Source organism: Bifidobacterium sp. ESL0822 (assembly GCF_052606675.1).
In genome coordinates this window covers 243,832-257,826 of sequence record NZ_CP199596.1, presented here as the reverse complement: position 1 = coordinate 257,826, position 13,995 = coordinate 243,832, and the positions used below count along the sequence as shown (strand labels likewise).

Annotated in this window: 11 protein-coding genes and 1 tRNA gene; 2 read left to right on the top strand and 10 right to left on the bottom strand. The window is 57.0% G+C overall.

The features are described 5' to 3' along the window. Nucleotides 1-233: 233 nt before the first annotated feature. Nucleotides 234-1,292: a LacI family DNA-binding transcriptional regulator gene (locus tag ACUIAF_RS01080; protein ID WP_015022050.1), complete on the top strand. Its 1,059-nt coding sequence runs from the start codon at nucleotides 234-236 to the stop codon at nucleotides 1,290-1,292. A 1,849-nt stretch (nucleotides 1,293-3,141) separates the two neighbouring features. On the opposite strand, the gene ACUIAF_RS01075 is transcribed toward ACUIAF_RS01080, so the two are convergent. Beyond that, nucleotides 3,142-4,074 (bottom strand): hypothetical protein, encoded by a 933-nt coding sequence (locus tag ACUIAF_RS01075; protein WP_445338759.1) that lies wholly within the window; start codon nucleotides 4,072-4,074, stop codon nucleotides 3,142-3,144. Between the two features lie 392 nt (nucleotides 4,075-4,466). Beyond that, a complete protein-coding gene (locus ACUIAF_RS01070) occupies nucleotides 4,467-4,760 on the bottom strand; it encodes a hypothetical protein (RefSeq protein ID WP_445338758.1) in 294 nt (97 codons plus the stop codon). 473 nt (nucleotides 4,761-5,233) lie between these two features. On the opposite strand from ACUIAF_RS01070, the gene ACUIAF_RS01065 reads away from it, so the two are divergent. Beyond that, complete coding sequence (locus ACUIAF_RS01065) at nucleotides 5,234-5,434, top strand: hypothetical protein (RefSeq protein ID WP_015022053.1); 201 nt, start codon at nucleotides 5,234-5,236, stop codon at nucleotides 5,432-5,434. Nucleotides 5,435-5,587: 153 nt separating this feature from the next. On the opposite strand, the gene ACUIAF_RS01060 is transcribed toward ACUIAF_RS01065, so the two are convergent. The 8 genes from ACUIAF_RS01060 to argH form a co-directional block, all read right to left on the bottom strand. Further along, nucleotides 5,588-5,664, bottom strand: a tRNA-Arg gene (locus ACUIAF_RS01060). Nucleotides 5,665-5,770: 106 nt separating this feature from the next. Continuing rightward, nucleotides 5,771-6,565 carry a TlyA family RNA methyltransferase gene (locus ACUIAF_RS01055; protein ID WP_445339135.1) on the bottom strand — a complete coding sequence of 265 codons (795 nt, stop codon included), beginning with the start codon at nucleotides 6,563-6,565 and terminating at the stop codon, nucleotides 5,771-5,773. Nucleotides 6,566-6,576: 11 nt separating this feature from the next. Beyond that, a complete protein-coding gene (locus tag ACUIAF_RS01050; RefSeq protein ID WP_157930020.1) occupies nucleotides 6,577-6,720 on the bottom strand; it encodes a hypothetical protein in 144 nt (47 codons plus the stop codon). A gap of 182 nt (nucleotides 6,721-6,902) precedes the next feature. Further along, nucleotides 6,903-7,967 carry an HAD-IIA family hydrolase gene (locus tag ACUIAF_RS01045; RefSeq protein ID WP_445338757.1) on the bottom strand — a complete coding sequence of 355 codons (1,065 nt, stop codon included), beginning with the start codon at nucleotides 7,965-7,967 and terminating at the stop codon, nucleotides 6,903-6,905. After that, entirely contained in the window at nucleotides 7,964-10,120 is a 2,157-nt protein-coding gene (locus ACUIAF_RS01040) for a helicase (RefSeq protein WP_445338756.1), read from the bottom strand. Before ACUIAF_RS01040 ends, ACUIAF_RS01045 begins: the two co-directional genes overlap by 4 nt. Nucleotides 10,121-10,143: 23 nt before the next feature. Next, nucleotides 10,144-11,475: a tyrosine--tRNA ligase gene (gene tyrS / locus ACUIAF_RS01035; protein WP_445338755.1), complete on the bottom strand. Its 1,332-nt coding sequence runs from the start codon at nucleotides 11,473-11,475 to the stop codon at nucleotides 10,144-10,146. 248 nt (nucleotides 11,476-11,723) lie between these two features. Then, on the bottom strand, nucleotides 11,724-12,455 hold the full coding sequence (locus ACUIAF_RS01030; protein ID WP_445338754.1) for an SGNH/GDSL hydrolase family protein: 732 nt from the start codon (nucleotides 12,453-12,455) through the stop codon (nucleotides 11,724-11,726). Nucleotides 12,456-12,548: 93 nt separating this feature from the next. After that, nucleotides 12,549-13,994 carry an argininosuccinate lyase gene (argH, locus tag ACUIAF_RS01025; protein ID WP_445339134.1) on the bottom strand — a complete coding sequence of 482 codons (1,446 nt, stop codon included), beginning with the start codon at nucleotides 13,992-13,994 and terminating at the stop codon, nucleotides 12,549-12,551. Between the last annotated feature and the right edge of the window lies 1 nt (nucleotide 13,995).

The window sequence follows — 13,995 nt, the reverse complement described above, 5'->3', positions numbered from 1 at the left end:
GATTATCAAAAGACAATCGTCACCGGGCCTTCCAATGACCTACCAATGTTTCCCTCTGTAGAAGCACTTTTCTAAAGCAATAGGGCCTTACCACCCAGGGGAACAACATATGTTCACTCTTTCCCCAGCAGCCCCGGTCCAAAAGCGAATTGCTTGTTATTGTAGGTTTACAGCAAGAGTCGACAACGAATTGTCTTATAAGACAGTACTTGGATAAAATAAAAGGAGCGGCTATGAGCGTACGAGTGAGGTTGAAGGATGTTGCTTCGGCCGCCGGCGTATCGGTGGCCGCCGCGTCTTTGGTTCTCAATGATAGACCTATCCGCATGTCCAAGAACAAACGGAAACTCATCATTGAGACTGCAAAGAAGTTAAAATATGTTCCTAATCAGAATGCTCGCAGTCTTGTAACAAATACCTCAATGCTGTTAGCCCTGCTGGTCCCCGATATAGAAAACTACTTCTTCGCCTCGCTGGCGAAACGTATTGAAGACACCTGCCGGTCATATGGATATTCACTGATAGTGGCCAACTCCGACGACAAGGAGAAAATCGAGCATGAGTTGTTAATTCAACTCGACTCACAGGATATCGATGGACTGTTTTTGATCCCCTCTCAAGAATCCGTAAGGAATAGCGCTGATCTTAAAGCAGAAGTTACTCGGATGAGTTGCCCAGTGATCCTCACCGATAGACTTCTTGGGATGGACTGGTGCGATAGCGTGGGTTCAAATAACTATTCAGGTGGAAGACAAGCTGCTGAAATACTGGTACGTCACGGTCATACACGCATAGCATGCATATCCGGTGATAGGGAATCCGATACCTCGGAGGCCCGCAAGGCTGGTTTTCTGGACGGTCTTTCAGAAGCAGGGTTTCCCATTAATCCAGAGCTCGATGTCAATGGAGATTATCGCTTCGGCAGCGGCTATGAAGCAGCGGATTCACTGATCGACAAGGGTGCAACCGCCGTATTCTGTTGCAACGACCTGATGGCTCTTGGTTTTGTTAACAGATTAAATGAACGTGGAATGAAAATACCCGATGACTGTTCTCTCATCGGGTACGATAATACTTTGAATCATTTAGGGGTTGGGCAGAACCTGACAACCTTCGATCAAGGGATCGCCGAAATGGCCAAAACATGCTCCTCGCAAATGATGCGTAGAATCTCTGAATTGCAAAAAGACGCTAGGAACAAGACCTGGTTGGAATCGCCTGTCACGCATGTTCTCGAACCAACGGTGGTCTACCGCGGTTCTGTGCGAAATATTCCGTCTAAAACAGATTGATCATCCTCAACAACGCACTACTAAACAGTCGTCCGTTGCAAAATGGGACATAGACAGATACGTGTGATAAATGGAAAATCTTACATATTAGAGCCGGTGCTTAATTATTCTGCATCCTGGATAGTGTCCAGAATTTTCCTTGACCCGACCTGCTCAAGACCAGGACATGAGCATCCAATACACAGCTATTTACCGAATTCGACATCAACCCACAAGAACCAGAAATTACGATCCTGACATATTGACAGCTCTTTGAATATCGTGGCTGCAAAACGGTGGCAACTCATCCATAGAGACGACACACAGTGTAACGAGATGCACCAATCCTCGGAATCCAGCATGGCAGAAAACAATTGGCTTCCGTGCACATTGAATCAGGATAAAAAGCAGGACGGGTCATATGACGTACCTTCCTTAAATTGAACCCTTTGCTGCCCACGAATGAACGAAAGCCACGGATAGGAGTATCCGCAGCAATGAAGTTCGGCATCCGAACGTTTACCCCAGACCCTCCCCCAAGGCGAGAATCTGAGCCGGCGAAAATGGCAGACTAAGAAAGCCCTAACTCCCGGATGTGGAACGAAAAGCATGGGGGGGGGGGGGGGGGGGGATACAGAACTCCGCGAAAACCTCCTACAACAAAATCTATTGGATGACCATAATTAACCTCCGGGACCCGTTCAAGTAATGTAGATGATGACTTGCTCTTCAGAGGTGCTTTTATCGTGTTAGGACTTTTGCCGCCCAAGTGTCACACAAAATCGTGCTTTTGCCGGAATAGCCGAACTATGGACAGGTTGGATCGATCCCGGATTTGTCTCGGCGGGATGGAGCCGGACTTCACGATACCATGCATTGCGCGCCGTTGCCTCTCTTTCTGTCTATGTTTTATGGCAAGCGTTTGAAAGCCATTGAAGGTTGCCCAACTGTTGTCGTCCCCTGAGACGCTATGGTCGCTATCGGTTCCTATTCGGTTGCAACCTTCCGCATGGTGTCTGGCTTGGCATTTGCCGCCTGCCCCGGCTTTGTCCTTGGCTCTGATCCGCTGCAAGTCGCCGGGCAGCCGGTCGCGCCTGCGCGAGGTCTGCCATCTGCAGTGACTGCTTGGCATAGCCACTCCTGAGATATGGATGTGTAGCCTGGCTCGCGTCCAGAGGTAGGGGTTGTGGCGCGGCCAGGCAGAGGGCCCGCAGGAAGACGAAGGAAGGGAAACAGCACCTGCGGACAGGTATAAGAAGAGGCCGGAGCATCTTTCGGGTTCCGACCCTTGCACGTTAACAGGCTACGCCAAGTTCATCTGCGTTCGAGTTCATGCTGTGCATCGTGCACGTCGTCATGCTGGACGATCCTAATCAAACATAGAAGCAGCAAAGCAGTCCGACGGCTAGGTGAGCGCAAAATAGCACGGAAAGCCCGAAAAACCACGGCGCTAGCTTCGTGTTGCCTAAAATATCAATCGATAATGCCTCCGGTAATGATGCTGCGCTGATGAACCTGCGGTAGCTTATGGAAAGCCAGTTGCTAACCATGGCATCCCCTGCGCTTATTCCCAGTCCCCTGAAAGATTCCAGCTCGTAGGCTAGACGGAACGACCACTACGTCAGCGACGCTTACCGGCGGTGCTGCGACGGTTGGAATGGCTATGTACAGATTCCCTGTATTGGAGTTGCCTATCGTTTTCACAAAATTGGGAGTCGCGGATATAGCGGATATATTAGTCAGCATAAGTGAAATTGGAGTACGACAATAATACGGTATTCACTATTGTCGAGTGGTCTTTAACTCTCCGTAGAAGAGATTTCAGTTTAAGACTCGTATTAACACCCTGCTTGTGTCCTACTCAGTATCATTACTGTCCTGACTTCTTCCGGAATTTACGAATTGCATCATACATTCCAGCAATAATCTGGTTCGCATCCATGGCTTCATCAGCGTCGCCGAACTCGGTTCGCACTGTCATTCTCTCTTTGAAAAAGTCAACCTGCTCGACCTTGATTTTGCCATCTTTGCCAGGCTGGAGTGTCTTGATCTTTAACCGCGAAACGTGTGCCCCAGGTAATCCGCCGTTTACACCTTTCGCGAGTATCCCGGCTTCTTTAAGTAGCCAGTCAACGGCAAGGCCCTCTTTCTGCGTGCGATCGAGGGTGATATTTAAATTAATCTTCATGTTGTCACTCCCAGCCAACCCTTTTCCCGATGCTGCGACCGCTACCCCCTTTTCAATCTGACTTTCCGACTTGCCATGCGGTTGTCCCTCGAACTGGACATACAAGGATCTTACGCCTACTGCAGATTGGAGCTTTTCCTTGGCATTCTTGCGAGGGACGGGCTTAAACACAAAACTTCGGCTTTTTTGCTTCCGCTTCAAGTAAAGTGTCATCCATTCAGCGGCTGCTACGGATGTCGGGCCGGCCGACGAGCGAAACATTGCCACATATTTGGTGCCTTCCACCGGCAGCAAATACGTGTATTCATCAATCTCGCTCAACCCGAGTGCCTTTCTATGGACACCCAGGCTTTTCGTATTCCCTTGTGCATCTTTGCCTTCTGGCCAATCGTGAAGCGACCTAGGCTTCAAAAGGTGAAAATATCTTGCTACCGGAGTTGAGCTTTCGCCAACTTCTCCTTCATAATAATTTTTCCCTAAAAAGTATGACTTCCATGGTTCGTTATATTCATTGAAGAATCGCTCCCAATCATCTTGACACCATTTCTTAACATAGCTCTTATTATCTGTCTCTTCACCGGTGTAGAAATATACGGTTCTTCTTTTCCCAGCCATAACCTTGCTCCTTCGTACAAGTTTAGCTGGATAAAGAATACAACAAAATCCGGAAATACGCTTCTACAAGCAGCCACATCATACGAAAGGTCCGGGCATCTCTGCCAGACCCTTACAATAAAAAACCTGTGTGGCAATCACACGTCAACGGACCAGTTTTGTCTAGTCCTGTTGCGTATGCGCAGGCTGTGGGCTAGTCGATGTCGAACACACACTTACCAGGCTCTTCCGTTTTCACTGCTGAGGGCAGTTTCCCGTGTTTGATCCACAGGGTCACCTGCTTGCGATTGATTTTTCACCCGATCTGTCTCGAGTCCGGTCGACGGCATCCATGGGCGTGCAGGTGATGGTCCTGCCTTTGAACTCCTCCATCCTGGATTGTCTGATGGCTGTTATGCTCCACAATCTGCCGCATACAGGGCAGGTGGCCATCTGGTCGTCAGAGGGCCTAGGATATCCGCTCCGCGCTTGGGGGTGAGGCATCGCCCGTGGATGATCCGGTCCTGCGATGGCGTGGTGCGCATCCTGACCCAGTGGAGAGCATTGGTCAGGTGCCGGTAGTCGCGTCCGCCGTTTGGAGCGTCGGCGAGCCTGCCCACCCGGACTGTCAGCTTGGCGAGCAGCTGGGGCGCTCTGCGTCCCCAGAGGCCGATATCGCTGGGCGCACCCTGAAGGGTATCCTCCACCTGGCTGTACAGGTCGGCCTTTCCCCGTGCGCTTAGGGTATCCGACTACAGCTCTAATCTTGCTGGTAGTCTGCTGATAGTCCCAGACGATGCAAAAAATCACATGGTCAAGAATTGGCCTCGTTGCTCCTGGTGATATGCGCATCAGTCTCGCAGGCTGCATGCGGAGAACAGAGCTCCGATGCGGTAAAACGACTCAACGCCAAATGCAGCAAAGCATCTGATGCTATTCAGTACAACAAAAAAGAGAACAGCATACTGTACATGTCTGAATTGGACTCGGACATAAGCTCTGAGGCTTTGCCCAGTCTATCGTGCATCACGAAAACCGTTGGCGTTACCGCTGATGAGCTGAACGATCGAGTGCAAGACGACGGCAGCGGATATCTGGAGAAGAACGGATACAGCATAGGCATATCGTCTACCGGGCAAAATGTCATGCTTACCATAGAAGACCAAGAGAAGTGAAGGCAATGAAGATCGGCATGCGCACCCCCAGCCCCAGACGCTCCCTCAAAGCACGAACCACCGGCAAGTGGAAGAGGCAGGCGAAGAAGGCCCTCATTCCCGGATACGGGAGGAAAGGCATGGGATGGATACGAAACCCCAGGAAAGCCATGTACAACAAGATCTACCGGAAGACCACGGTCAGCATCTGGAACCTGTTCAAATGAGGCGAATCAGCAGCCCCGCTCCGGCGGGGCTTTTTCTATGCGTCGGGAGTGTCGGAATAATCCGATGCAATTTAGTATACATTTCGGGGCCTGCATGCCTTGGTCCGGATAAAGGAAAAGCTCCGCAACCGTTGTGGCTGTAGGGCTTCCGTGTGGTGCGCCAGACAGGATTCGAACCTGCAACCTGCTGATCCGTAGTCAGCTGCTCTAATCCGTTGGGCTACTGGCGCATGTCATCTTGACGAGGAACTCGTTTTTGACAACTCATTTATACTACCGCAATTGTGGATTCTGTCCAGCCTGGTGTGTCGCACAGGAAGCGAGAAACCATAGGCCTTAGGCCGACTGTGGCCAAGACAGCCAGAGCAGATATTCAACGTTGCCATGAGCACCGGTTATGGGCGATGGCATGGTAGCTCGGACAGCAAATCCATGCTCACGTGCACAGGCCAAGACACGTTCCAGAGCCTCTTGCCTGCGGTCCTCGTCCGTCACAATGCCATGATGGCCCAGCAGGCTACGTCCAACCTCGAACTGGGGTTTGACCAGCAGCAAGCAGTTGGCAGCAGGCGCGAGCAACCTAGGCAGGACAGGAATGACATAGGTCAGCGAGATGAAGGACACATCCGAGACCACATATTCCGGATGATACGGCAGGTCTCCCGACTGGACTTCGCGTATGTTGACACCGCTCATGTCAATCACCCTAGGATCAGCGGCAATCCGTTCCAACAACTGTCCGTGGCCCACATCAAGGGCGATAACACGCCTCGCACCATGTCTGAGCAGAACGTCAGTGAAACCGCCCGTGGAAGCCCCGATATCGAGGCAAAGCCTGTCACGCGGACCGGGCATCCCCTGCGCCGCAAAAGCCGTCAGGGCACCCTCCAGCTTCAACGCCCCCCTTGAGGCATAGTCATCGCCCGGGTCCAGAAGCATCACATCGCCTGGCTGGACGCTCTGAGAAGGCCTCGATGCCGGATGATCATTGACCGTAACCCGACCCTGACGAATCAAAGCCTGGGCTCTGGCACGCGAATCCGTCAGCCCTTGCGCAGACAGGATACGGTCAAGCCGGTCGCGGGCAAGAGCAACGGTTCTTCTACGACCGGTCCCTGCTTTGACGACCAGGTCCTCATCGTTCACTTGCCCTCCCGGTTCAGGTCCTGCTGGAGCCCCGTCAGCACCTTGCCGAGCAGCTCGACCTGTTGTGCATCGTCCAGATTGTCCAATTCAGCCAAATCAGGGAAACGCTCCAAGAGGGGGGCCATAGCTTGCTTATCCATGGGCTTTTCAGGTGCTAATGCAGTCGTATCCTCATCATCTGCCTGTGAGAACCGTCCAGAATACTTAGACCCTACAGGCTGCCCAGTCTGGCCGGACTGCTCAGGTAACCCGTAGTGATTTGATTCCTGGGGTGATCCACTCGCTCCGAACTGTCCGGAATTGGCCTCTTCCGACATGGCCGCTATGCCCCTACGACGAAAGCGGGCAGATCCAGTGAGTGCATGTCTCCACCACGATCCTGGTGCTCCCAGAGCGCACAGGCGCAGGCTCGCACAGCATCCAAATCAGACAGTGGATCGCCGCCTCCCTCAAGAGCACGCAGGGTGATATGCCCGTCATCATCTACTTTTGCTGTTTGACCGCCGCAGTGCCATGTCTGGTCTGCCTCCTTACTGGGCTGGGGTTGTGGCGAGGTGAGGCCGCGCAGGTCTTCAGCCAGATAAGTCGGCCGCAATTTGGCCGGTGCAGTCAGAATGGCGGGTGTTCGCGCCACGCCTGTAAGAACAACCATGGAGTCGTACCCACCCCGGTTGGCTGCCTCGATGTCGGTGTCCAGACGATCACCTACAGGCAGGCATTGGTCAACGTCCAAGCTCTTCTCCTGGCTGCCAGCCAACAGCTGCCGAGCCTCGTCGTACATGGCCGATTCCGGCTTGCCGGCTGAGTCCTCCGGCTGCTTGCCAGTAGCCAGAATCACCGGTTGGAGCATGGCTCCGTTGCCGGGTGCCATGCCTCCTTCGCGGGGCAGGGTCCTATCCTTGTTGGTGGTGAAGTAACGTGCACCGTTTTCGATGGCAAAGGCGGCCTGGGCCAGATCCTGCCAGCCCAGTTCGGGATACCAAGCCTGAATAACAGCCACTGGCTGATCTGCAGCCTTGTCCACGGGCACCATCCCGTTGAGGCGGATCTGATCTCGTAGATGATCGGATCCGATAACCAGTACCCTGGCTCCCTCCTGCAGGTGTCGGCGCAGCATTCGTGCGGCAACGACGGCCGATGTGATGACCTGACCATCGTCCAGGGTCAGACCGAACCCGCGCAGCTGATCGGCCACTACATGGGGAAACCGGGATGCATTGTTGGTCGTGTAGGCCATGCGCATGCCGAGCGTCTGAGCGCGGTCGATGCCCTCGGCCGCATGCTCGACAGGGTCAGCGCCCCGGTAGACCACACCGTCCAAGTCCAGTAGAGCCAGACGGTAGGTCTTTGCCGGAGCGTCAGCAGTTCCTTTGAGGAAGACGGTCACGATTCAGCCTTGTCTTCATCAGAAGTATCGGACTCCTTGACCTGCTCATCCCTGACCTGCTCATTTTGAACATCGATAGTGTCTGACTCGGATCCTGCAGCCTGGACCGTCGTGTCACCACCGACGTCAGCAGCCGATTCACCGGTAACAGCCACGCCAGTTTCGTCAACAACTTTGTCGCTTTGAGAACCATCGTCTGAAGTTTGCGCATCAAGACTGGTTGACTCTCCCCTTGATTCCTCCACAGCATCTGAAGATTCCCGCATTCCAGATTCCGGCATTCCGGATGAACCAGCTGAGTCAGACGAACCTGTTGAACCAACCGTGTCAGGGATAACGGCTGAATCGGAAGATTCAGTCGAATCACTTGAGCCACCTGTGTCAGTTGAGCCCGCTGAATCGTTCGAAGCTACTGATTCAGGAGATTCCTCAACCTTACTGTCATCGGCACCCTGCTCGGATGCATCAGTGACATCATCCTCATCCGAGTCATCCCCACCGCCATCCGGGTCAATGGAGAGCTCCTCCATCATGGCCGAATCCAAGTGCTCCAGGTCGTAGTCAATCAGGATTTCCTCGGACTGTCCGTCCTTCTGGCCATCTTCGTCCTCATCCTCGTCGGCATACTCCGCTTCCAGCCGATCCAGCAGGGGTTCCAACTCCAGAGCCTCCTGGCTGCGACCAGCCTGTTCAAGGAAGTTCTGCTCGGCCTGCACGGCACGCATCCGATAGTCGCCACTAAGTCCGCGGGCCTTGACCAGGGCCTGAACGGTCTCGATGGCCTTGTCCCACAGGCCCAGATCGCCCAACGCTCCGGCATAAACCAGGAACATCTCCGCCTTGGATTCGCCCTGCAGCTGGCTGCCCTCCTCGGAGGTGGCCTCCTCAATGGCCTTGCGGGGATTTCCCAAACCACGTTCACAGTCGGCGATGAAGGGCAGGTAATCGGAATAGCCGTTCATTCGGTGCGCAGTGCGGAATTCCTTCAGGGCCAGCTTGTAGTCGCCCTGGCGGTAGGCCACCAGGGCCAGCGTCTCACGGGCAAGATCGATTCGCGAGGCCTGCCGGGCAGCCCACTTGGCATGAGCCAGGGCCCCCTGGGGATCGGTCTCCTCAAGCGCGTAGGCGGCCAGGATGTGCAGGCCGATGTTCTCTGCGTGCTCCTTGCTCAGTCCACGTAGGCGCAGGCGATCATCCTTGGAGAGCATGGACCATTCCAGGCCCTTGGGCATCTTGGGCTCGCCAGGCCGACGATCCGTGTAGGGGTTCTGCGAGGGGTAGGAGACGGTCCCGTCAGAGTTGCGACGACCGCGGTCATAGCCATTCTGGCGGTCACGTTGATAGGCCCCGCGGCGGTCGTCATGGCGATAAGCGTCACGACGACGCTCATCACGGCCGCGCTGGCCCTGATACCTGTCGCCACGGGAACGGTCGCCCCGATAGCCGCCTTGACGATGGTCATCACGGGAACGGTCGCCATAGGAGTGGTTGCCGTAGGGACGATCCCCATGTGAACGGTCATGACGTGGACGGTCATCACGGGAGCGGTTGTTCCAGGGGCGATCCCCACCGGACCGCTCATCCTGCCGACGATCAAACCTCCGGTCGTCATTCCGACGGCGGTCCCCGTGGAAGCCCTGGCCACGATCACGGTCACGGTCATGCCGCTGGTAGCCATACCCCGACCGACCGCGGTTGTTGTCACGATCACGATGCCCATATCCGCCATTCCCGTTGGCATGGAAGTCGCGACGTGGACGGTCGCCATCCTGCCGACGGCCGTGGCGGTCGTCACGCCTGTCAAAATGCCGATCCCGGTCGGAATCCCTGCGGAAGCCGCCGTGGCCATCCTGACGGTCATGTCTGTATCCGCGATTGTCACGCTCGTACCGGTCGTGCCCGCGCCCGCGGAAGGGCCGCTGGCCATTCCTGTTCTCGGAACGACGCTCTTCGCCGCCCTCGCTGTCATGGTTGCGGAAGTTGCCGGAACGGTGACCCCCCGAACGATAGCCTCCGGAGTGGTATCCGCCCGAGTGCGAACCGCCCTTGTGGAAGCCCGAAGAGCGACGACCGCCCGACCGGAATCCGCCCGGACGCGAACCGCTCCGGCCCCGTCCGCGATCGTCCCGGGAATGATTGTGTTCTTCTGCCATCAGTGTCCTTAATTCCTACGTTCCTACTTGCCGGCCCGACGCTCAAGTGCGCCCAAGGCCTTCTTTCCTCTGCGAACCAGGGCGAAGCGCCCATGCAGAAAGTCCTTGTTCCCCAATACCTGATCCGGATCCTCGACCCGTTGGTTATTCAGGTAGAAACCACCCGATGCCACAGTCTTACGAGCCTCGGAGACCGAACGGAAGAGTCCGGCCGCAACCCCGGCCTCCACCAGACGCTGGCCCTCGCTCGCTGCGGGCAGGACTCGCCCGCCTTGACCATCATCGACCTTGAGCCCGTCCAGAGCAGAATCCAGCACATCCTCGTCCAGCTCCTCCAGGGTCTTGCCACGACCGAAAAGGGCACCAGAGGCATCAATAGCCCCCTGAGCGGCATGCTCGCCGTGCACATAGGAGGTCACCTGCCAGGCAAGGACCTTCTGGGCCTCGCGAGCGCCCGGATCCTGGGCGGTCCGCTCTTCCAAACGCTTGATCTCGGCCTTGGGCAGGAAGGTGAAGGTCTTCAGCAGCTTGACCACCTGGTCGTCAGGCTGGTTGAACCAGAACTGGTAGAAGCGATAGGGGCTGAACATGGTGGGATCCAGCCAGACCGCGTTGCCTTCGGACTTGCCGAACTTTTTGCCCTGGGAGTCGGTGATCAACGGGCTGGTCATGACGTTGACAGAGGCATTGCGCACCTTGCGAATCAGGTCCAGGCCGCTGGTCAGGTTCCCCCACTGGTCGCTGCCGCCCAGCTGCAGACTGCATCCGTAGCGGTCGAAGAGCTCCAGGAAGTCATTGCCCTGGAGCACCTGATAGCTGAACTCGGTAAAGGAGATGCCCTCGTCGGAGTCCAGACGGCGGGCCACCGTGTCCTTGGCCAGCATGGTGCCCATGCGGAAGTTCTTGCCCACGTCGCGCAGGAAGTCGATGGTACTCATGGAGCCGGTCCACTCATAATTATTGACAAACCGGACTGGATTCTCACCTTCGGTGTCCAGGAAGCGTCCGATTTGGCCACGCAGCCGCTCGGTCCACTCGGCCACGGTCTGCTTGGGATTCAGGGTGCGCTCCCCCGACTGCCGAGGGTCGCCAATCAGCCCGGTGGCCCCGCCCACAACGGCGATGGGATGCAGACCGGCCGCCTGCAGGTGACGCATGTTGAGCAGCTGGACCAGATTGCCCACGTGCAGTGAGGGGGCCGTGGGGTCAAATCCGCAATAATAGGTCACCGAGGGGTCGGCCAGCACCTTCCTGAGCTCGGACTCGTCCGTGCACTGGGCAATGAGACCGCGCCACTTGAGTTCGTCGAAAAGCGAGTCGAAACCCGCCTGCCTGAAATCGGTGACCTGCGACATGAGAGGCTACTCCCTATCGAATATTAGATGAATGTACGCTAAACCCTACTATTCTTGCAACAGATACCGACACGGCAGAGCCCCGGACCACTGCAGACAAGGCCGCATCAAGCCGGAATCACCAAGGTATGAAGCCGGACTGATTATTTATTGCGGATCAGCCGCTGTCGATTGACTATTGACCACTGACTGTCTCGCTAAGGCAGGGCGATCAGAAGGAGCCTCTCAGCGTAATCGCTGCATTCAAGTCAGGAATGTACAGACACAGATAACTGATTAATCAAGTCTTGGGGAATGTGGTCGACCACGCAGGCGGCCATGCGCTGGTACCCTTGGACTCCCGGATGAAAGTGGTCAATGCCCCAGAAGTCGGGTCGGTCGGTGCCAACGTCGTCGCGGGTGGCATCCACGAAAGGCACCGAGGCGTCTTGGCAGACCTGACGGCTGGTCTGTGTCTGACGGGTTATCCGACGCTCCACCTCAGCCCTGAGCGCCCTGCCCAGGGCTGGATCCCGATAGAGCTGACCGGAGCTGAGGACCAGCACCTGACGGCCCTTATCTTTAGCCAGCTCGATGCTGGCTGCCAGGTCATCCCGCCACTGCTCATCGGTGCGGTTGGCCATGATGTCATTGGAACCTGCACACAGGACCAGCAGATCAGGATGATCCTGCAGAGCGGGAAGGAACCTATAGCGCACCCTGCGAATGGTGGCCCCGAGCCGACCCTGGGTCGACCAGGATACCGGGCGCCCCAGCCGAGTGGCCAGACAAGCGGCTATATCAGGGACGAAGCCCTGGCTCTGGTCCTCCACCCCGCAGCCGACCGCCATGGAGTCGCCCACCACCAGCATGGTCAGCGGCTCCAGGTCGCGGCCTCGGTCCGGAGGCGAGCACAATCCCTGGCGTGAGCCGGGCGGCTCCTTGGCCAGAGTGATGTGCTGCTTGGCCCACCAAGCCTGGACCAGTGCCACCGGATTCATGCTCGCCGCCACCTTTCGCTGTTTGCCGTCCCCCTTGAGGAATTGCCGTTCGGAATTTTAACGCGGCCACCGGCCTGGCGGAAACCAGAAAGCTCACCTGGGCGGACGATAGGCAGGCCCATCAGACTGCGAGTCAGCGAAAGTCTTCAGCTCCTCCAGCGCATGCGCAGCCTGATCCATCTGCTCCTTGACCTTCTCCGGTGCGGTTCCACCCTGGCCCTGGCGAGCGCGCACGGCTCCACCGGCGGTCAGGACCGAACGGACTTCAGGAGCCCTCTCGGCGGGCACCCAGTCAGCAAAGACGCTGACGAAATCGTCATCATCCAAGTCGGCCAGTTCGCAACCACGACCCTCGGCCAACTTGACGCAGGCCCCGGAGAGCTCATGGGCATGACGGAAGGGCACTCCTTGCCTGACCAGCCACTCCGCCAGGTCGGTGGCAAGAGCGAAGCCTGTGGGGGCCTGCTCCTCCAGGCGATCCTTGTTGAAGGTCAGGGTGGCAATCATGCCGGCAAAGGCGGGCAGCAGGACCTCCAAGGTATCCACCTGATCGAAGACCGCCTCCTTGTCCTCCTGCAGGTCACGCGCATAGGCTGTCGGCAGCCCCTTGAGGGTGGTCAGCAGACCAGCCAGATCCCCGACCAATCGACCGGCCTTGCCGCGAGCCAGCTCAGCCACGTCCGGATTCTTCTTCTGAGGCATGATGGAGGACCCAGTCGAATAGCCGTCGTCCAGGCGAACAAAGGCGAACTCCTGGGTGTTCCAGATGATGATCTCCTCGGCCAGTCTGGACAGATCCACGCCGATCATGGCAGCAACAAAGGCGAACTCGGCCACCACATCCCTGGCGGCTGTCCCGTCGATGGAGTTGGCGCATACCCGGCTAAAGCCCAGATCCCGTGCCACCGGCAGTGGGTCCAGCCCCAAGGTGGTGCCAGCGAGCGCGCCAGATCCATATGGGCTGGCATCGGCACGCTGGTCCCAGTCCCTCAGGCGCTCCAGGTCACGAATCAGGGGCCAGACATGTGCCATGAGCTGGTGGGCCAGCAGAACAGGCTGGGCGTGCTGCATATGGGTGCGCCCAGGCATGACCGTGGTCCCCGCCGCCCGGGCCTGATCCATCAGAGCCTGGGCCGTGCGCAGCAGATCCTTGGCCAGCACCCGGGCGTGACGACGCAGCCAGATTCGAATCAGGGTGGCGATCTGATCATTGCGCGAGCGCCCGGCCCGCAGCTTGCCGCCCAGCTGGTCCCCTGCTATGTCTATAAGGCCGCGCTCCAGTGCCGTGGCCTCGTCCTCATCGCCAGGCTCAGGGGCGAAGGCACCGGAGTCCACCTGGTCCTGGAGCTCATCCAGGGCCTGCTCCATACGTTCCAGCTCGCCGTCATCCAGCAGCCCAGCACGGTTGAGGGCCCGGGCGTGGGCACGGGAACCAGCTAGGTCGTCATCGGCCAGGCGCCAGTCGAACTGGGTGGACCGGCTGAGCTCGACCAGCGCTGGCGAGGGCCCTCCGCTGAAGCGCCCGCCCCAGAGGGCCATG

What these genes read in the sequence shown, in the direction of transcription:
- ACUIAF_RS01080 (WP_015022050.1), top strand. Translation starts at nt 234, where the DNA reads ATGAGCGTACGAGTGAGGTTGAAGGATGTTGCTTCGGCCGCCGGCGTA.
- ACUIAF_RS01075 (WP_445338759.1), bottom strand. Translation starts at nt 4,074, where the DNA reads ATGGCTGGGAAAAGAAGAACCGTATATTTCTACACCGGTGAAGAGACA.
- ACUIAF_RS01065 (WP_015022053.1), top strand. Translation starts at nt 5,234, where the DNA reads ATGAAGATCGGCATGCGCACCCCCAGCCCCAGACGCTCCCTCAAAGCA.
- ACUIAF_RS01050 (WP_157930020.1), bottom strand. Translation starts at nt 6,720, where the DNA reads ATGGATAAGCAAGCTATGGCCCCCCTCTTGGAGCGTTTCCCTGATTTG.
- ACUIAF_RS01040 (WP_445338756.1), bottom strand. Translation starts at nt 10,120, where the DNA reads ATGGCAGAAGAACACAATCATTCCCGGGACGATCGCGGACGGGGCCGG.
- tyrS (WP_445338755.1), bottom strand. Translation starts at nt 11,475, where the DNA reads ATGTCGCAGGTCACCGATTTCAGGCAGGCGGGTTTCGACTCGCTTTTC.
- ACUIAF_RS01030 (WP_445338754.1), bottom strand. Translation starts at nt 12,455, where the DNA reads ATGAATCCGGTGGCACTGGTCCAGGCTTGGTGGGCCAAGCAGCACATC.
- argH (WP_445339134.1), bottom strand. Translation starts at nt 13,994, where the DNA reads ATGGCCCTCTGGGGCGGGCGCTTCAGCGGAGGGCCCTCGCCAGCGCTG.